Source organism: Aureimonas endophytica, from assembly GCF_014642635.1.
Taxonomy (GTDB): Bacteria; Pseudomonadota; Alphaproteobacteria; order Rhizobiales; family Rhizobiaceae; genus Plantimonas; species Plantimonas endophytica.
Window position 1 is genome coordinate 975,633 of record NZ_BMIQ01000001.1, and the last position, 18,259, is coordinate 993,891.

An 18,259-nucleotide genomic window follows, 5' to 3' on the forward strand; every position below is an offset into this window, starting at 1 on the left:
GCGCCATGACCGACGGCTGGAGCATTCGGAAGCCGACCGCCCTTCTCGTTCTCGCCGACGGGACGGTGATCGAGGGCGAGGGCGTCGGCCGCGTCGGCCACGCGCTCGGCGAGGTCTGTTTCAACACGGCGCTGACGGGCTATCAGGAGATCCTGACTGATCCGTCCTACGCCAAGCAGATCGTCACCTTCACCTTTCCCCATATCGGCAATGTCGGGGCGAACGAGGAGGATATCGAGGATCTCGTGCCGGCGAACGCCCACGGCGCGGTCGGCGCCGTCTTCCGCGCCGAGGTGACCGAGCCCTCCAACTACCGCGCCGCCGGCGGCCTCGACCAATGGCTGAAGAAGCGCGGCATCGTCGCCATTTCCGGCATCGATACGCGCGCCCTCACCGCCCATATTCGCGAGAACGGCATGCCGAACGCCGTGGTCGCGCATGACCCGGACGGCAATTTCGACGTCGAGGCGCTGAAGCGCGAGGCGGCCGCCTGGTCCGGCCTCGTCGGCCTCGATCTCGCCAAGGATGTCGCGAGCCATCAGACGGAAGTCTGGGACGAGGAGCCCTGGCAGTGGGATGCCGGTTATGCCCGCGGGGCCGAGCCGCGCTGCACGGTCGTCGCGCTCGACTACGGCACGAAGCGCAACATCCTGCGCCTGATGACCGGGCGCGGCGCGCGCGTCGTGCTCCTGCCGCCGACGGCGACCGCCGAGGAGGTGATGGCGCATCGGCCGGACGGCATCTTCCTGTCGAACGGCCCGGGCGACCCGGCGGCGACGGGCGAATATGCCGTGCCGACGATCCAGTCCCTCATCAAGACCGGCGTGCCGATGTTCGGCATCTGCCTCGGCCACCAGATGCTGGCCCTCGCCCTCGGCGGCAAGACGGAGAAGATGCATCAGGGCCATCACGGCGCGAACCATCCCGTGAAGGACTTCACCACCGGCAAGGTGGAGATCGTCTCGATGAATCACGGCTTCGCGGTCGACGCCGCCTCCCTGCCGGAGGCGGTGGAGCAGACGCATGTCTCGCTCTTCGACAACACCAATTGCGGCCTGAAGCTGAAGGACGCGCCGGTCTTCTCCGTGCAGCACCACCCGGAGGCCTCGCCGGGGCCGCAGGACTCGCACTATCTCTTCGACCGTTTCTTCGAACTGATCGACGCGCACAAGGCGAAGGACAAGGCCGCCTGACGGCGGCCTTCGGCCCCTAGCGCGGCGGCACCGGACAGGAGAGGTCGCCCTCCTCGCAGGAGAGAAGCCGCGCCAGATCGTCGGCCCGCTTCCGCGTCAGCTCCGCCCGGCAATCGGCGACGACCATCGGCTGGGCGCTGCCGCCCTCGACGCCGGCCGCGCGCAGCGCGCATTCCGCGTCGCGAAAACCGATCCAGGCCCGCTGGGCCGCGACGAGCTTCGTCTTCACCTTCTGATCGTCGCCGAGACGGGCGACGAGTTCGGCATAGCGCGCATTCAGATCCGCGTCGGCCCGCTTCAGCTCGGCGCCGGCGCAGGCATCGAGATCGCTCTGCGTCGCCTTGGCGCCGCAGGCCGCCTCTGCCGCCGGGGCGCCCCCGGACGCCGCGACGAGCAGCGCCAGAACCGCCGCGCCAAGCGTGAACCTGCGATGCGGACGAGGCTTCATCCGTCCCGTCCCCTGCCCTTTCGGCATCGAATGGCGATGCGGCTCAGGCCAGCCGGAACAGTCGACGCATGAACTTGCGCAGACCGCAGGCGAAGGTCGCGTGGAGATGCATGTCGTGGCGCTCGTATTCGCCGCCGTAGTTCGAACGCCCGATGATGATATCGGCAAGCATGGCCCATCCTCCCGGAATTTCGGCCCCGCCTGGAGCCCGATCTAACTCGTCATGCTAGAAATCTGGTGCACCCCGTGCGCTTCGTCAACGCCGCGAAGGCGCACGACGTGCATGCCTGTCCTTGGTATTTGCTTGGCCGCGCCTTATGTCGCCGTCGCGGCCCGACCCGGTCGCGACGGGTATTCGCCGACGATGATCGCAGCCGAATCTTTCGCGACGATGACCATCATGGAGAGGATCGGTGGAGGCGAAGGCATTCCGCGCCTGGCGCAAGGAGATGGGGCTGAAGCAGCGGGACGCGGCCGAGAAGCTCGGCCTGAAGAAGCGCGTCATCCAATATTACGAGAAGGGCGATCGCGACGGGCGCGCGGTGGAGATCCCGAAGGCGGTGGAGCTCGCCTGCCTCGCGCTCGCCCTCGGCTTCGAGAGCTATGACGGGGCGCCGCGGCGGCGAAAATCCCCCGCTCCGACGCCGCCGAAACCGAATCCCTTGATGACGAATGGCGATTAGCGGCGATGCGCTCTTTCGCCGGCCGGCGCTTTTCCCTATAAGCCGGCCTCAGCCTGAACAATCCTCATGTCATGGGAGCTGGTCGCCCGATCTCGCGGCCGGCCTTCGCGCGCGGAAAACGACAAGATGCCGAAACGCACCGACCTGAAATCGATCCTGATCATCGGCGCGGGACCGATCATTATCGGCCAGGCTTGCGAGTTCGACTATTCGGGAACGCAGGCCTGCAAGGCCCTGCGCGAGGAGGGCTACCGGATCATCCTCGTCAATTCCAATCCGGCGACCATCATGACCGATCCCGATCTCGCCGATGCGACCTATATCGAGCCGATCACGCCGGACGTCGTCGCCCGGATCATCGCCGCCGAGCGCCCGGACGCGCTCCTGCCCACCATGGGCGGCCAGACGGCGCTGAACACCGCGCTCAGCCTGAAGCGCATGGGCGTCCTCGACAAGTACGGCGTCGAGATGATCGGCGCCGATGCCGAGGCGATCGACAAGGCCGAGGACCGCGCCCTCTTCCGCGAGGCGATGACGAAGATCGGCCTCGCGACGCCGAAGAGCTTTCTCGCCAATGCGACGGAGGCCAAGAAGGCCGACAAGCGCGCCCATGAGGAGCGCCGCGCCGCGCTCGTCGCCGAGATGCAGGACGGGGCGGAGCGCGACGCCGCCCTGGCGAAGATCGACGCCGAATGGGCGCTCGGCGAATCGGACCGCAAGCAGCGCTACATGACCAAGGCGCTCGCCGCCGCCGCCGAGGGTCTGGATCATGTCGGCCTGCCCGCCATCATCCGCCCCTCCTTCACCATGGGCGGCACCGGCGGCGGCATCGCCTATAACCGCTCGGAATTCTTCGAGATCGTCGAGGGCGGCCTCGACGCCTCGCCGACCACCGAGGTGCTGATCGAGGAATCGGTGCTCGGCTGGAAGGAATACGAGATGGAGGTGGTCCGCGACCGCGCGGACAATTGCATCATCGTCTGCTCGATCGAGAACGTCGATCCGATGGGCGTCCATACGGGTGATTCGATCACGGTCGCCCCTGCCCTGACGCTGACGGACAAGGAATATCAGATCATGCGCAATGCCGCGATCGCGGTGCTGCGCGAGATCGGCGTCGAGACCGGCGGCTCCAACGTCCAGTTCGCCGTCAATCCCGAGAACGGCCGCCTCGTCGTCATCGAGATGAACCCGCGCGTCTCGCGCTCCTCGGCGCTGGCCTCCAAGGCGACGGGCTTCCCGATCGCCAAGGTCGCGGCCAAGCTCGCCGTCGGCTATACGCTGGACGAGCTCGACAACGACATCACCGGCGGCGCGACCCCGGCCTCCTTCGAGCCGACGATCGACTATGTCGTCACCAAGATCCCGCGCTTCGCCTTCGAGAAGTTCCCTGGCGCCTCGCCGGTGCTGACCACCGCGATGAAGTCGGTTGGCGAGGTGATGGCGATCGGCCGCACCTTCGAGGAATCGCTGCAGAAGGCCCTGCGCGGGCTGGAGACCGGCCTCGACGGCCTGGACGAGATCGCGATCCCCGGCATCGGCGAGGGCGAGGACAAGAACGCCATCCGCGCCGCGATCGGCACGCCGACGCCGGATCGCCTGCGCATGGTGGCGCAGGCGCTGCGCATGGGCTTCTCGGAGGAGCAGGTCTTCCAGTCCTGCCGCATCGATCCCTGGTTCATCGCCAAGCTGAAGATGATCGTCGATCTGGAAGCGCGCATCCGCCAGCACGGCCTGCCGGAGGACGCGGAGAACCTGCGCGCCTTGAAGGCCGCCGGCTTCTCCGACGCGCGGCTGGCGAAGCTGACCGGCGAGGACGAGCGCATGGTGCGCGCCCGGCGCGAGACGGCGGGCGTCCATCCCGTCTACAAGCGCATCGACACCTGCGCCGCCGAATTCGCCTCGCCGACCCCCTATATGTACTCGACCTACGAACGGCCCTTCGCCGGCGCGGTGCGCTCGGAGGACGGCGTTTCCGACCGGCGGAAGGTCGTCATCCTCGGCGGCGGCCCGAACCGCATCGGCCAGGGCATCGAGTTCGACTATTGCTGCTGCCATGCCGCCTTCGCGCTGAAGGAAGCGGGCTACGAAGCCATCATGATCAACTGCAACCCGGAAACGGTGTCGACCGACTACGACACGTCGGACCGGCTCTATTTCGAGCCGCTGACCGCCGAGGACGTGCTGGAGATCCTGCGCGTCGAGCAGGCGAAGGGCACGCTCCACGGCGTCATCGTGCAGTTCGGCGGCCAGACGCCGCTGAAGCTCGCCCATGCGCTGGAACAGGCCGGCATTCCGATCCTCGGCACCTCGCCGGACGCGATCGACCTCGCCGAGGATCGCGACCGCTTCCAGAAGCTTCTGCAGGACCTGAAGCTGCGCCAGCCGAACAACGGCATCGCCCGCTCCGTCGACGAGGCGCGGCTGATCGTCGAGCGCATCGGCTATCCGGTGGTCATCCGCCCGTCCTACGTTCTCGGTGGCCGGGCGATGGAGATCGTGCGCGGCGACGCGCAGTTCCAGCGCTACATCACCGAGGCGGTGGTCGTGTCCGGCAAGTCGCCGGTGCTGATCGACAGCTATCTGACCGACGCGATCGAGGTGGATGTCGACTGCCTCTCGGACGGCGCGGACAGCTTCGTCGCCGGCATCATGGAACATATCGAGGAGGCCGGCATCCATTCCGGCGACTCGGCCTGCTCGCTGCCGGTCCATTCGCTCTCCGACGCCATCGTCGCGGAAATCGAGCGCCAGACCCGCGAACTCGCCGTCGCGCTCAAGGTCGTCGGCCTGATGAACGTGCAGTTCGCGGTGAAGGACGACGAGATCTACGTGCTGGAGGTCAACCCCCGCGCCTCGCGCACCGTGCCCTTCGTGGCGAAGACCGTCGGCTCGCCGATCGCCAAGGTCGCCTCGCGCATCATGGCGGGCGAGAGCCTGACGGAGGCCTTCGCCGCCTATGGCGGGCGCCCGGACTGGCGCCGGCTCGAACATGTGGCCGTGAAGGAGGCCGTCTTCCCCTTCGCCCGTTTCCCCGGCGTCGACACGCTGCTCGGGCCGGAAATGCGCTCGACCGGCGAGGTGATGGGCCTCGACCGCGCCTATGCCACGGCCTTCGCCAAGTCGCAGCTCGGCGCCTCGACCGAACTGCCGATGGCCGGCACCGTCTTCGTTTCGGTGAAGGAAGGCGACAAGGACCGCGTGTTGGCCCCGGTGCGCCGCCTCGCCGAGCTCGGCTTCAAGGTGATCGCGACGGGCGGCACGCAGCGCCATCTCGCCGAGAACGGCATTCCGGCCGAGAAGATCAACAAGGTGCTGGAAGGGCGGCCGCATATCGAGGACGCGATCCGCAACCGCCAGGTCCAACTCGTCTTGAACACGACGGAAGGGGCGAAGGCGCTGTCCGATTCCCGCTCGCTGCGCCGCGCCGCGCTGATGCACAAGGTGCCCTACTACACCACGGTGGCGGGCATGGTGGCGGCGGCCGAGGCGATCGGCGCGCTGAAGGCCGGCGGACTTGAAGTGCGCTCGCTCCAGTCCTACTTCCGCGCCGCGTGAAGGGCGACGGAGGGGGTTCCATTCGACCCCCTCTGCCTATTTCCTGAACGATGCGATCGATTTGACAGCGGCTGCCGGCCGCATCATCATCCCTCGCATCGGTCGCCTTCCGGCGATCACCCCAGCATTGGCTCAGCGGGTTCCGGTCGGCGATCGCCGTCCGGGGCCGTTTTCTTATTGGCCCTGCCGAAGTCGCGGGGCCGGAACGAACGAGAAGGGACTGCCGGCCCGGGCCGGCATTCGAAGGTGAGGCATGGAAAAGATTCCGATGACGAGCCAGGGCTACGAGGAGCTCAAGGAAGAGCTCCGTCGCCGCCAGCAGGAGGAGCGTCCGCGCATCATCGCCGCGATCTCCGAAGCGCGCGCCCATGGCGACCTGTCCGAAAACGCGGAATATCATGCCGCCAAGGAATCGCAGAGCCTCAACGAGGGCCGCATCGCCGAGCTCGAGGACCTGACGACCCGGGCCGAGGTCATCGACGTGACCAAGATGTCCGGCGAGAAGGTGAAGTTCGGCGCGACGGTGAAGCTGATCGACGAGGATACCGAGGAGGAGAAGGTCTATCAGATCGTCGGCGACCAGGAAGCCGACGTGAAGAAGGGCCGCATCTCCATCTCCTCGCCGATCGCCCGCGCCCTGATCGGTAAGGGCGAAGGCGACACGGTCGAGGTCGCGGCGCCGGGCGGCGCCAAGTCCTACGAGATCATCGAGCTGCGCTGGGGCTGAGGCGAAGAGGCCGACGCGGCATGAGGTTCGAGTACGATCCCGAAAAGAGCGCCTCGAACCTCATCAAGCACGGCATCGATTTCGACGAAGCCCAACGGCTCTGGACGGACGACCGGCTCGCGATCGCCGAGGCCAGATCCGACGACGAGCCTCGATTTCTCGCCATCGGGCGGATCGGAGACCGGCACTGGTCCGCGATCTATACTTTGCGAAGCGAGAGGCTGAGGCTTATATTGGTGCGACGAGCCCGAGCCGAGGAGATCATGCGTTATGAAGGCCGCTGACTTCGACAAGGCGTTCGACGACGGCGAGAGCATCGACGCTTCCATCGACTGGTCGACCCTGCGGCGACCCAATCTGGAGAGCCGCAGACTGGAGATCGAGCTGACGTCGCGAATGGCGGAAGATGTCGATCGTCATGCGCGACGCATGGGTCTCACCCCCCAGGCCTTGATCCAGAAATGGGTCGCCGAAAAGCTGTCCTGACTCGGCCAGCTGCTTTCCCGTCCGTGAAACCTTCCGAAACCGAAGTCGTCGCGCCGAATTTCAAGCGGCGCCTGTCGGGCGTGACGTCCACCGTCGTGCAGCTCGTGCCGCTCCAGGCTCGGGCGCTGCGGATCGCGGCGCTCGGGCCCGGCCTGCCGGACCATCTGCCGAAGCTGCGCTTCGCCGATCTCCGTCATTTCTGGCGCCGGCCGCCGGGGCGGCCGTTCCGCATCTGGCATGCGCGGCGCAATATCGAGATGCTGCCCGGCATCCTGCTGCGCGATGGTCTGCGCATGCCGCTGAAGCTCGTCTTCACCTCGGCGGCGCAGCGGCGCCATACCGGCTGGACGCGCTTTCTCATCCGCCGCATGGACGCGGTGATCGCAACGAGCGGCCGGAGCGCCGCCTTTCTCGACCGCCCCGCCACCATCATCCTCCATGGCATCGATCTCGACCGCTTCGGTCCCGCTGGCCCGATCGCGGAGGGCTTTCCCGGCCGGTTGGTCGTCGGCTGCTCGGGCCGCATCCGGCCGCAGAAGGGCACCGATCTCTTCGTAGCGGCGATGATCGAACTCCTGCCGGACTTTCCGGACTGGGTGGCGGTGGCGACGGGCCGGGCGACGCCCGACCATGCGGGCTTTCTCGCCGAGCTGAAAGCGAAGGTCGCGGCGGCGGGGCTTTCGGAGCGCATCCTCTTTCCCGGCGAGGTCGCGGATGTCGTGCCCTGGTTCCGCCGTTTCGATCTCTATGTCGCGCCGCCGCGCAACGAGGGCTTCGGCCTGACGCCGCTGGAGGCGATGGCCTCCGGCACGCCCGTCGTCGCCAGTGATGCCGGCGCCTTCACCGAACTCGTGCGCGACGGCGTCACCGGCCGAGTCGTGCCAGCGGGCGACGGCGAGGCGCTGACGGCGGCGATCCGCCCCTTCCTGGCGGATGACGCGTTGCGCGCCCGCGCCGGGAAGGCGGCGCTGGCCGACATGCAGGCGCGCTTTCCCTTGCAGCGCGAAGCCGACGAGATCCGCGCCGTCTACGAGCGGCTGTGGTCGAACCTGCCGGCGAAATCCGCCTCGTCGATATCGACGACGCGATAGCGCCGGCCGAACAGGCGCATCAGATGCTCGCCGGCGAGCTTCGCCTGGGTGACGAGGCGCCGACGGTGAAAGGGTAGGTTCGCGACGGTGAGCGGCAGGCGGCGGCGGGGCGCCTGGATCGAGGAACTCGACGGCAGCGGCACCGGGCGCCCGCGCCGTTCCATGATGTGGAACTGCATGGCGAGAGCCGGCTCGGCCTGGAAGGCGACGAGGCCTTTCAGCCCGTGCAGGAAGGCATCCACCGGCGCCGCGCCGCGCTCGGCGCGGGCGAGAAGCTTGCGCGCGCCGCTCGGCCAGAGGAGATAGGCGGCGGAGCCAGACTTGTCGCGATGGAGCCGGACGATGCTCTGCCCTTCGCCGACCGGCCGGGTCGCGCGGCCGACGAAGCGGCGGCGATCGAAGCTTTCGAGATTGAGGACATCCACATCGCGCGTCGCGGCCAGCGCCGGCAGCACGAGCGGCAGGCGGGCGGAGAGCATCACGTCGTCCTCAAGGATCAGCATCGGTCCGTCGCCCTCCGCCACGTCGCGCCAGAGCGTCTCGTGCGAGAGGAAGCAGCCGAGTTCGGCATCGGTGAGCGGGCGCTCCCAGGCCCCGTTGAGACGGGCCGCCCGCGTCGGCGCGATCGTAGCGGCGCTCACCGCCGGCAGGCGCTCGAAGGCGAGGCCGAGCCGGGCCGCCTCGCCTTCCATATAGCGCCGACGCGCCTCGGCCGTGTCGAGATTGATGAAGCGGATGCGGGGCTGGTCCTTTCGGATGATCTCGCCCTCATCCGTTTCGATCGCCGCCATCCGCTTCCACCGCCCTTCCCTCGCGTCGGTTCGGTGATAGCGGCGCGGGGCGGCAGCGGCAACGCGCCGCTTCCGCCCCGCGCCTTCATTCGGCGGCGATGATCGAGACGGACTGGCGCTCCGACAGGCGGCGGTAATGCCCGTTCGGCTGCCGCAGCAGGCTCTGGTGATCGCCATCCTCGACGATCCGGCCCCGGTCGAAGACCAGGATCCGGTCGAGCGCCCGCACCGTCGAGAGCCGGTGCGCGATGACGAGCGAGGTCCGCCCCTTCATCAGCCGTTCGGTCGCCTCCTGGATGGCGGCCTCCGATTCCGAATCGAGGCTCGATGTCGCCTCGTCCAGGATCAGGATCGGCGCATCCGCCAGGAAGGCGCGCGCCAGCGCCACGCGCTGCCGCTCGCCGCCGGACAGCTTCACCCCGCGCTCGCCGACCAGCGTCTCGTAGCCTTGCGGCAGGCGCTCGATGAAGCGATCGGCGCTGGCCAGCCGCGCCGCCCGCTCGATCTCCTCCCGGCCGGCGCCCGGCCGGCCATAGGCGATGTTCTCGGCGAGCGAGCGGTGGAACAGGATCGATTCCTGCGGCACGATCGCCACCTGCCGGCGCAGCGAGCGCTGCGTGACGCCGCGCACATCCTGGCCGTCGATCAGGATGCCGCCCTCCGTCACCTCGTAGAGGCGTTGCAGGAGCTTGACGAAGGTCGTCTTGCCCGAGCCCGAATGGCCGACGAGACCGACGCTTTGTCCGCCCGCGATCACCACCGACAGGCCCTCGTAGAGCGGCGTCCGGTGATTGCCGTACCGGAACGTCACCGCCTCGAAGCGGATCTCGCCGCGCGTCACCGCCAGCGGCCGGGCGTCCGGCGCGTCGCGGATCGCCGGCATCTCGGCATCGAGCGCCACCAGCTCCTCCATGTCGTTGGCCGAGCGCTGGAGGTTCATCACATGGAAGCCGATGTCGCGCAGATAGCCATGGATGACGAAATAGGTGGTCAGCACGTAGACGACGTCGCCGGGCGAGGCCTGCCCCCTCGACCAGAGCAGAAGCGCCACCGCCGTGATGGCGAAGCGGATCGCCCAGAGCAGCGCCGTCTGCAGCGTGCCGCTCCAGGAGCCGCGCCGCCAGGTCGTCCAGGTCCGCGCCTTCCAGGTGCCGAGCGCCTCGTCGAGCCGCGCCTCCTCCCGGTCCTCCGCGCCGAAAGCCTTGACCACGGCATTGCAGGACAGGGCGTCGGCGAGGACGCCGCCGACGCGCGTGTCCTGCCGGTTCGATTCGCGTGCCGCCACCGCCACCCAGCGCACCGTGAGGAGCACGGTCAAAAGGAGATAGGCGATGGCGCCGAGCCCGAGCACCAGCCCCATCGCCGGCCAGCGCCAGGCGAACAGCGCCACCGTGCCGAGAAGCACGAAGACCGAGGGCAGAAGCGCGACGAGCAGCGTGTCGTGCATCAGGTCGAGCGCCCACATGCCCCGCGTGATCTGCCGCACCGTCGAGCCGGAAAAGGCATTGGCATGCCAGTCGGCCGAGAAATGCTGCACCCGCGCGAAGGCCCGCGCGCCGACGCGGCGCATGATGCGCAGCGTGAACACGCTGATCGCGATGAAGGCGACGTGCCGGCAGACGACGAAGAGCAGGCCCAGCGCCGCCATGGCGCCGAGCGCGTCCCAAGCGGCGCCGAGCCCAGCGCCGCTTGGGGCGAGCGCATCGATGATGCGGCCCGCGAAGATCGGCACCAGGATGTCGACCAGCGTCGCGAGGCAGATCGCGCCGCCGATCGCGAAGGCGAGCAGCCGATGCTCGCGCCAATTGGCGAAAGTAAAGCGGAGAACCGCGCGCAGGGCGTCGCCCCGCTTCGTGTCGTTGCTGTCAGACATGGAACAAGAGGCGCCTGGAAGCGCCAGCCTTCATGCCGAAGCGGCGCGCGCATCGTTGCGCGGCGCGGCGTTCGGAACTGTCAGGTCAAACCGGAAAACCGGAACGGCGAACTCGTCGGGGGATCAGATCCCGGCCACGAGCGGCGAGTGGTCGGAGCCACCACGGGGAGCATTGGACATGTTCATCATATGCGCCCTCCCCTAACCTGCGTTGATTCGCCGAAGGCGCACAACCATTGCCTGAGGATGAACGGATTGACAATCCTTCACCGTCCCGAGCAACAGCCTGTGGCTTTCGTGCAACGGCGACTTGTGGCTTCCTCTCCCCTCGACTATTGAATGAAGCGCGTTTCACAGCCACTTGGCGAGAACGGCAATTCGAGCGAGGCGATAATGACGGAGCGCCACGTCCCCCTCCTGATCATCGGATCGGGTCCGGCCGGCTACACGGCGGCGATCTATGCGGCGCGCGCCATGCTGAAGCCGGTGCTCGTCGCCGGCCTGCAGGAAGGCGGCCAGCTGACGATCACGACCGATGTCGAGAACTATCCGGGCTTCGCCGATCCGATCCAGGGCCCCTGGCTGATGGAGCAGATGAAGGCGCAGGCGCTGCATGTCGGCACCGAGATGGTGCACGACCTCGTCGTGGAGGCCGATTTGTCGCGCCGGCCCTTCCGCCTGCGCTGCGATTCCGGCGCCGTCTTCCTCGCCGATGCGCTGATCGTCGCGACGGGCGCCCAGGCGAAATGGCTCGGCATCCCCTCCGAACAGACCTTCCAGGGCTTCGGCGTCTCGGCCTGCGCCACCTGCGACGGCTTCTTCTATCGCGGCAAGGACGTGATCGTGGTCGGCGGCGGCAATACGGCCGTCGAGGAAGCGCTCTACCTGTCGCATATCGCCAAGAGCGTCACCGTCGTCCATCGGCGCGACGAGTTCCGCGCCGAGCGCATCCTGCGCGAGCGCCTCGCCGCGCAGCCGAACGTCACTGTCGTCTGGAACGCGGAGATCGACGAGATCCTCGGCGCCGTGAAGCCGATGAAGTCGGTGACCGGCGCGCGCCTGCGCCATCGCCTGACGGGCGAGACCGAGGAGCGCGCGGTGGACGGCGTCTTCGTCGCGATCGGCCACGCGCCGGCCGTGGAGCTCTTCGTCGGCCAGCTCGACCAGAAGCCGTCCGGCTATCTGTGGGTCGAGCCGGGCACGACGCGCACCTCGGTGCCGGGCGTCTTCGCGGCGGGCGACGTCGCCGACGACGTCTATCGCCAGGCGGTGACGGCGGCGGGCCTCGGCTGCATGGCCGCGCTGGAGGCGGAGCGCTTCCTTGCCTCCGTCGAGATGGACGAGTTGCGCGAAGCGGCCGAATAATCAGACTCGAGGGAGGCTCCCGGTCCGCCGGGAGGGCGGAGGAAAGCGACTGGCATGGCGCTCGACTGGGACAAGCTGCGCATCTTTCACGCAGCCGCCGAGGCCGGCTCGTTCACACATGCGGCCGATGCGTTGAATCTCAGCCAGTCGGCGATCAGCCGGCAGGTGGCTGCGCTCGAACAGGAGATCGGCGCGCCGCTCTTCCACCGGCATGCGCGCGGCCTCGTTCTGTCCGAACAGGGCGAGATCCTGTTCCAGACCGCGACCGACGTGCTGAAGCGGCTCGAAATGGTGCAGGCTCAGCTGACCGAGACGCGCGAGAAGCCGACCGGACGCCTGCGCGTCACCACCACCGTCGGTCTCGGGTCGAGCTGGCTGACCGAGCGCGCCAAGGAATTCCTCGAACTCTATCCCGAGATCGAGCTGCAGCTCGTGCTCGACAACGAGGAGATCGACCTCACCATGCGCAAGGCGGACGCGGCCATCCGCCTGCGCCAGCCGCAGCAGCCGGATCTCATTCAGCGCCGCCTCTTCACGGTGCATTTCCACGTCTATGCCGCGCCCGGCTATCTCACCCGCTTCGGCACGCCGGAAAGCCTCCAGGACCTCGACCGGCACCGGCTGATCACCTTCGGCGAGCCGGCCCCGACCTATCTGCGCAGCCTCAACGCCCTGGAGACGATCGGCCTGGAGGACGGGCAGGCCCGGCCTTCGATCCTCCAGATCAACAATCTCATGTCGATCCGCTCCGCCATCGATCGCGGCATCGGCGTCGGCCTTCTGCCGGACTACATGATCGACAAGCAGTCCAAGCTGGTGCAGGTGCTGCCGGAGATCGAGATGCCGACCTTCGACACCTATCTCTGCTACCCGGAAACCCTGCGCAATTCGGCGAAACTGAAGGTCTTCCGCGACTTTCTGATCTCGAAGGCCCGCACCTGGTCCTTCTGAAGGCAATCCAGCCGGACCGCGAAGCAGCTCTGCCCAACATGCAGGCAGAGGCATGCAGCGCCTGCATAGCAGGCATGTCGCATCGCACATGGTCTGGAACAGGAATAATGATAGGTTAAGGACAGTCGGGTCGCGGATGGATACCTCCTCCCATCCACTCCGCCCCGGCCGTTTCCTCCCAAGGGTTGCCTTTGGCACCCTATTTCGCCGGGCTTCGCGCCCGGCTTTTTTTTGCGCCTCGAGACCCGGATAGCGGTTCCGCCTTCCCTGAAAACGGAAGCGGCGACGGGGCGACGCGGAGCTTCAGCCCATCTCCTTCATCAGTCGCGCCTTCTGGCGGTTCCAGTCGCGCTCCTTCTCGGCCTCGCGCTTGTCCGGCGCGTTCTTGCCCTTGGCCAGCGCCAGTTCCAGCTTCGCCCGGCCGCGATCGTTGAAATAGATCTTCAGCGGCACGAGGGTCATGCCCTCGCGCTGCACGGCGGCGGCCAGCCGGTTGAGCTGGCGCTTGTTGACGAGCAGCTTCCGCCGCCGGCGCGGCTCGTGGTTGAAGCGGTTCGCCTGCAGATATTCCGGCACGTAGGAGTTGATGAGCCAGAGCTCGCCCTTCTCCTCCGTCGCATAGGATTCGCCGATCGTCGCCTTGCCCTCGCGCAGCGCCTTCACTTCCGTGCCGGTCAGGACGAGGCCGGCCTCGAGCGTGTCGAGGATCGCGTAGTGAAAGCGCGCCTTCCGGTTCTCGGCGGCGATCTTGTTCGTCGGCTTCTTGTCTTTCGCCATCAGTTCAGCAGGCCGGCATGGCGCAGCGCCGCGTCGATCGCCGTCTCGGTGGCGGAATCGATCGGCGTCAGCGGCGAGCGCATGACATTGCCGAGCCGGCCGAGCCGCGACAGCGCATATTTCGCGCCGCAGACGCCGGGCTCGAGGAAGATCGCCTTATGGAGCGGGAAGAGCCGGTCCTGAATCTCCAGGGCCTTGGCGAAGTCGCCGGCGAGCGAGGCGCGCTGGAACTCGGCGCAGAGCCGGGGCGCGACATTCGCCGTCACCGAGATGCAGCCCTGGCCGCCATGGGCGTTGAAGCCGAGCGCCGTCGCGTCCTCACCGGAAAGCTGGATGAAGTCCGGCCCGCAGGCGGCGCGCTGGTCGGAAACGCGGTCGAGCTTCGCGGTCGCGTCCTTCACGCCGACGATGTTGGGGAAATCGGCGGCGAGCTGCGCCATCGTCTCGACGCTCATGTCGATCACCGAGCGCGGCGGGATGTTGTAGATGAAGATCGGCAGCGTCACCGCCTTCGCGACGGCCGCGAAATGGGCGTAGAGCCCGCGCTGCGTCGGCTTGTTGTAATAGGGCGTGACGACGAGGAGCGCGTCGGCCCCGGCCTTTTCCGCCGAACTCGCCAGATCGATCGCCTCGGCCGTGTTGTTGGAGCCGGCACCGGCGATCACCGGCACGCGCTTCTTCGCCGTCTCGATGCAGATCTCGACGACGCGCTTGTGCTCCTCGTGGGACAGGGTCGGCGACTCGCCGGTCGTGCCGACCGGAACGAGGCCGGTCGTGCCCTCGGCGACCTGCCATTCCACGAAGTGGCGAAAGGCCTTCTCGTCGAGCGCGCCCGCCCCGTCGAACGGCGTGACGAGCGCCGTCATCGAACCCCTGAACATCGCCCTATCTCCCCATGTGGGACGCAAGTCATGCCGCGCGACCAAACCGCACGGCAAGGGCCATGAAATCGGCCGCTTGAGCCTTCATGGAAGGGCCGCAACATAATGGGGCGGGCCGGGGACGACAAGCGGCGAGCGGGACTCGCGCGCTTGTGAAGCCGCTGTGACACCGCCGATTTACGATGTCTTTATTCTGCCCGTGAGAAATTCGGAAACCATAAGATCGATCTGCATGCGACGGCCCGGCAGCGGGGGCCGCGGAGGGGTGCCATGGCGTTTGGGATGAGAGCAGGACGCGGTCTTGTCGCGACGAGCGCCTTCGCCCTTCTCTGCTCGGGCGTCCTCGCGCAGAGCCTGCCCGCCAGCGGCCCGGTGCCGCCGATGCGCCCCGCCGCCGATATCGGCGCGAAGGGCGTTTCGATCGATCCCGCCCGCTTCGGCGCGCCGCCGGCACCGGTCCATCAGAACCCGCTCGTGTCGCGGTCGGTGCCGCAGGATGTCGACACCGAAACCAGCGCCTTCACCGCCTCGATCAGCCAGATCGCGGCGCGCCCCAGCGACATCCGCGCCGTCGCCGGCCAGCTGAAGGACGGCATGAATGCCGTCTCCTCCGGCGACCTGCGCAAGGCCCGCGCCATCCGCGAGGGCATGCGGGCGAACTCGCTCGACCGCCATATCCTCGCCTGGGCGATCGCGCTGAACGGCGGGGCGGACGTGCCGGCCCAGGACATCGCCCAGGCGGCGGCCGAGTTGCGCGGCTGGCCGGGCATGAAGCGGCTGCGCGCCAATTCCGAACGCGCGCTCTATCGCGAGCAGCCCTCGGCGAGCGAGGTGATCAACGCCTTCGCCGGCTCGGCGCCGGAAACGCCGGAAGGCGCGATGGCGCTCGCCCGCGCCTATCTGGAGGTCGGCCAGGCCGGCCCCGCCAAGCGCGCCATTCTCGCCGTCTGGCACAACGAGCCGCTCGACCGCACGCTGGAGACGAAGATGCTGCAGCAGTTCGGCAGCATCCTCACCCGCGCCGACCACAAGCGGCGCATGGACATGCTGCTCTACAAGGAGCGCGTCGCCGATGCCGAGCGGATGAAGGGTCTCGCCGGGGCGGAGAAGCTCTTCGCCGCGAGGGCCGCCGTGATCCGCGACGACGCGCGCGCCGGCGCGCTGCTCGGCGCCGTGCCGGCGGCCCAGCGCTCCGATGCCGGCTATCTCTTCGCGACGGTCGAATATTACCGCAAGAAGGACAAGGTGGCCGAGGCCGCCGACATCCTCCTCAAGGCGCCGCGCGACGCGGCGAGCCTCGTCGATGCCGATGCCTGGTGGAACGAGCGGCGCATCGTCGCCCGCGACCTTCTCGATGTCGGCCGGGCGAAGGACGCCTATCGCGTGGCGAGCGCCCATTCGGCCGAGGGCTCGACGGATGCCGCCGACGCCGAATTTCATGCCGGCTGGATCGCGCTGCGCTTCCTGCGCGACCCCCAGACGGCCGCCAAGCACTTCTCCCGCATCGCCCAGCTTTCGGCCCGGCCGCTGTCGCAGTCGCGCGCCTATTACTGGCTCGGCCGCACGGCCGACGCCTCGCGCGCCGGCAATGCCCAGCGCTATTACGCGCAGGCCGCGTCCTATCCGACGACCTTCTACGGCCAGCTCTCCGCCTCGCATCTCGGCCGCCAGCCGGACGGCATCGCCTATCCGAAGCCGAGCGGCGCCGAGCGCCAGCGCTTCGAGAGCCGCGAGGCGGTGCGCGCCATCCGCCGGTTGGAGGAGATCGGCCTGAAGGATCGCGCCGAGAAGCTCTATCGCAGCCTCGCTGACGATCTGACGAGCCCGGGCGAGCTGGCGCTCCTCGCCTCCATGGCGGAGCAGAAGGGCAATCACTACCTGTCGTTGAAGGTCGGCAAGCAGGCGAATGTGCGCGGCATCGACGCGGCGGCCGCCCTCGCCTTCCCGATCGGCGTCATCCCGGCGAGCGCCAATATCTCCGCCTCCGGCAAGGCGCTCGCCTATGCGATCGCCCGGCAGGAATCGGAGTTCCGCCCGGACGCGCGCTCCGGCGCCGGCGCGCTTGGCCTGCTGCAGCTGATGCCGGCGACGGCGAAGACCTTGGCCAAGGAAGCCGGCATGGCCTACAACCAGGCGCGCCTCACCACCGACGTCGCCTATAACGCGATGCTCGGCTCGCGCTTCCTCGGCCAGCAGATCGACAATTTCTCCGGCTCCTATGTGCTGACCTTCGCCGCCTACAATGCCGGGCCGCGCCGGGCCCGCGAATGGATCCAGCGTTTCGGCGATCCGCGCGGCCGGCCGGTCGAAGAGGTGGTGGACTGGGTGGAGCGCATTCCCTTCACCGAGACCCGCAACTACGTGCAGCGCGTGATGGAGAACTATCAGGTCTACAAGATGCGCCTCGGGGCGGATGCCAATATCGAGCGCGACCTCGTTCTCGGCCGCCGGGGATGATAGGCTCGGCCGCATGACGGCCCGCGCGACGCTTCTCCACTATTCGCATGACGGATTGCGGCTCGCGGTCCGGCTCTGGGGCAGTCTCGGCGAACCGAGGCTGCCTTTCGTCTGTCTGCCGGGCCTCACGCGCAATTCGCGGGACTTCGCGGGCTTCGCCGAGGCGGTGCGGGCGGGCCCGACGCCGCGCCCCGTCGTCGCCTTCGACTATCGCGGGCGCGGCGCCTCCGACCGCGCCGGTGACGCGGCCACCTATACGCTCGGCCATGAAATGGCGGATGTGCTCGCCGGCCTCGATCATCTCGGCATTGCCCGCGCGATCTTCGTCGGCACCTCGCGCGGCGCGCTGATGCTGCATCTCCTCGCCATGGCAGAGCCGGATCGTCTCGCGGCGGCGGTCCTCAACGATGCCGGGCCGAGACTGGAGATCGAGGGCCTCCTCGCCATCAAGGCCTATGTCGGCAGGACGGGATTGCTCCCCGACTGGACGGCGGCCACCGAAGCCGTGCGGCGCATCAATGCCGAGACCTTCCCCGCCCTGACGGAGGCGAATTTCGCGCGGATGGCGCGCGCCAATTTCCGGGAGACGGAGGACGGCATCGTCGCCGACTACGACCCACGCCTCGCGGACGGGCTTACGGCGATCGAGGCGGAGACGGCTTTGCCGGAACTCTGGGAGGGTTTCGCGGCGCTCTCCGCCCTTCCCGTCCTCGTGCTGCGCGGCGAGCACTCGGCGCTCCTGTCGCGCGAAACGGTTCGGCGGATGGCCGAGGCGCATCCCCGTCTCGAAGCGATCGAGGTGAGCGGCCAGGGCCACGCGCCCCTTCTCGAAACCGCCGACCTGCCGCGACGCATCGGCGAGTTCGCCAGCCGCCACGGCTTCTGATCTCGCGGTCCTCGCCGGTTTCGACGCCGATCGTGGATCGCGTTGCGGCCGGCATTTTCGTCTAAAAACGAAAGAAGCCCGGCATCGCTGCC

The 18,259-nt window shown here is 68.1% G+C and carries 17 protein-coding genes; 11 read left to right on the forward strand and 6 right to left on the reverse strand.

The window, feature by feature from the left end:
- The first annotated feature begins 5 nt into the window (after positions 1-5).
- Positions 6-1,193, forward strand: a complete 1,188-nt coding sequence (gene carA, locus IEY14_RS04880) for a glutamine-hydrolyzing carbamoyl-phosphate synthase small subunit (protein ID WP_188907043.1) — start codon at positions 6-8, stop codon at positions 1,191-1,193.
- Between the two features lie 16 nt (positions 1,194-1,209).
- On the opposite strand, the gene IEY14_RS04885 is transcribed toward carA, so the two are convergent.
- Both IEY14_RS04885 and IEY14_RS26095 read right to left on the reverse strand, forming a co-directional pair.
- Positions 1,210-1,641: a lysozyme inhibitor LprI family protein gene (locus IEY14_RS04885; RefSeq protein WP_188907044.1), complete on the reverse strand. Its 432-nt coding sequence runs from the start codon at positions 1,639-1,641 to the stop codon at positions 1,210-1,212.
- A 43-nt stretch (positions 1,642-1,684) separates the two neighbouring features.
- Entirely contained in the window at positions 1,685-1,813 is a 129-nt protein-coding gene (locus IEY14_RS26095) for a hypothetical protein (protein WP_280515015.1), read from the reverse strand.
- A gap of 241 nt (positions 1,814-2,054) precedes the next feature.
- Between IEY14_RS26095 and IEY14_RS04890 the strand changes: the two genes are divergently transcribed.
- The 6 genes from IEY14_RS04890 (at position 2,055) to IEY14_RS04915 (ending at position 8,186) form a co-directional block, all read left to right on the forward strand.
- Positions 2,055-2,324: a helix-turn-helix domain-containing protein gene (locus IEY14_RS04890; protein ID WP_188907045.1), complete on the forward strand. Its 270-nt coding sequence runs from the start codon at positions 2,055-2,057 to the stop codon at positions 2,322-2,324.
- Positions 2,325-2,450: 126 nt separating this feature from the next.
- On the forward strand, positions 2,451-5,882 hold the full coding sequence (gene carB, locus IEY14_RS04895; RefSeq protein WP_188907046.1) for a carbamoyl-phosphate synthase large subunit: 3,432 nt from the start codon (positions 2,451-2,453) through the stop codon (positions 5,880-5,882).
- Positions 5,883-6,135: 253 nt separating this feature from the next.
- On the forward strand, positions 6,136-6,609 hold the full coding sequence (gene greA / locus IEY14_RS04900) for a transcription elongation factor GreA (protein WP_188907047.1): 474 nt from the start codon (positions 6,136-6,138) through the stop codon (positions 6,607-6,609).
- A 20-nt stretch (positions 6,610-6,629) separates the two neighbouring features.
- Positions 6,630-6,893, forward strand: a complete 264-nt coding sequence (locus IEY14_RS04905) for a BrnT family toxin (protein WP_188907048.1) — start codon at positions 6,630-6,632, stop codon at positions 6,891-6,893.
- Positions 6,880-7,095 carry a type II toxin-antitoxin system BrnA family antitoxin gene (gene brnA / locus IEY14_RS04910; RefSeq protein ID WP_188907049.1) on the forward strand — a complete coding sequence of 72 codons (216 nt, stop codon included), beginning with the start codon at positions 6,880-6,882 and terminating at the stop codon, positions 7,093-7,095. The genes IEY14_RS04905 and brnA overlap by 14 nt, the downstream gene beginning before the upstream one ends.
- On the forward strand, positions 7,071-8,186 hold the full coding sequence (locus IEY14_RS04915) for a glycosyltransferase family 4 protein (RefSeq protein WP_188907050.1): 1,116 nt from the start codon (positions 7,071-7,073) through the stop codon (positions 8,184-8,186). The genes brnA and IEY14_RS04915 overlap by 25 nt, the downstream gene beginning before the upstream one ends.
- Here IEY14_RS04915 and IEY14_RS04920 read toward each other — a convergent pair.
- Both IEY14_RS04920 and IEY14_RS04925 read right to left on the reverse strand, forming a co-directional pair.
- Positions 8,123-8,977 (reverse strand): glycosyltransferase family 25 protein, encoded by an 855-nt coding sequence (locus IEY14_RS04920; protein WP_188907051.1) that lies wholly within the window; start codon positions 8,975-8,977, stop codon positions 8,123-8,125. The genes IEY14_RS04915 and IEY14_RS04920 overlap by 64 nt on opposite strands.
- Positions 8,978-9,062: 85 nt before the next feature.
- A complete protein-coding gene (locus IEY14_RS04925; protein ID WP_188907052.1) occupies positions 9,063-10,850 on the reverse strand; it encodes an ABC transporter ATP-binding protein in 1,788 nt (595 codons plus the stop codon).
- A 393-nt stretch (positions 10,851-11,243) separates the two neighbouring features.
- Here IEY14_RS04925 and trxB point away from each other — a divergent pair, with 393 nt between their 5' ends.
- Both trxB and IEY14_RS04935 read left to right on the forward strand, forming a co-directional pair.
- On the forward strand, positions 11,244-12,215 hold the full coding sequence (gene trxB, locus IEY14_RS04930; RefSeq protein WP_188907053.1) for a thioredoxin-disulfide reductase: 972 nt from the start codon (positions 11,244-11,246) through the stop codon (positions 12,213-12,215).
- Between the two features lie 54 nt (positions 12,216-12,269).
- Positions 12,270-13,166 carry a LysR family transcriptional regulator gene (locus IEY14_RS04935; RefSeq protein WP_188907054.1) on the forward strand — a complete coding sequence of 299 codons (897 nt, stop codon included), beginning with the start codon at positions 12,270-12,272 and terminating at the stop codon, positions 13,164-13,166.
- Between the two features lie 303 nt (positions 13,167-13,469).
- Here IEY14_RS04935 and smpB read toward each other — a convergent pair whose 3' ends face one another.
- Together smpB and dapA are read right to left on the reverse strand one after the other, a co-directional pair.
- The gene (smpB, locus tag IEY14_RS04940) at positions 13,470-13,943 is read right to left on the reverse strand and encodes an SsrA-binding protein SmpB (RefSeq protein WP_188907055.1); all 474 of its coding nucleotides are present in this window, start codon (positions 13,941-13,943) and stop codon (positions 13,470-13,472) included.
- Positions 13,943-14,824 carry a 4-hydroxy-tetrahydrodipicolinate synthase gene (dapA, locus tag IEY14_RS04945; RefSeq protein ID WP_188907056.1) on the reverse strand — a complete coding sequence of 294 codons (882 nt, stop codon included), beginning with the start codon at positions 14,822-14,824 and terminating at the stop codon, positions 13,943-13,945. The genes smpB and dapA overlap by 1 nt, the downstream gene beginning before the upstream one ends.
- 270 nt (positions 14,825-15,094) lie before the next feature.
- On the opposite strand from dapA, the gene IEY14_RS04950 reads away from it, so the two are divergent.
- The gene (locus IEY14_RS04950) at positions 15,095-17,281 is read left to right on the forward strand and encodes a lytic transglycosylase domain-containing protein (RefSeq protein ID WP_244639290.1); all 2,187 of its coding nucleotides are present in this window, start codon (positions 15,095-15,097) and stop codon (positions 17,279-17,281) included.
- 13 nt (positions 17,282-17,294) lie between these two features.
- Complete coding sequence (locus tag IEY14_RS04955) at positions 17,295-18,167, forward strand: alpha/beta fold hydrolase (protein WP_188907058.1); 873 nt, start codon at positions 17,295-17,297, stop codon at positions 18,165-18,167.
- The last annotated feature ends 92 nt before the right edge of the window (positions 18,168-18,259 follow it).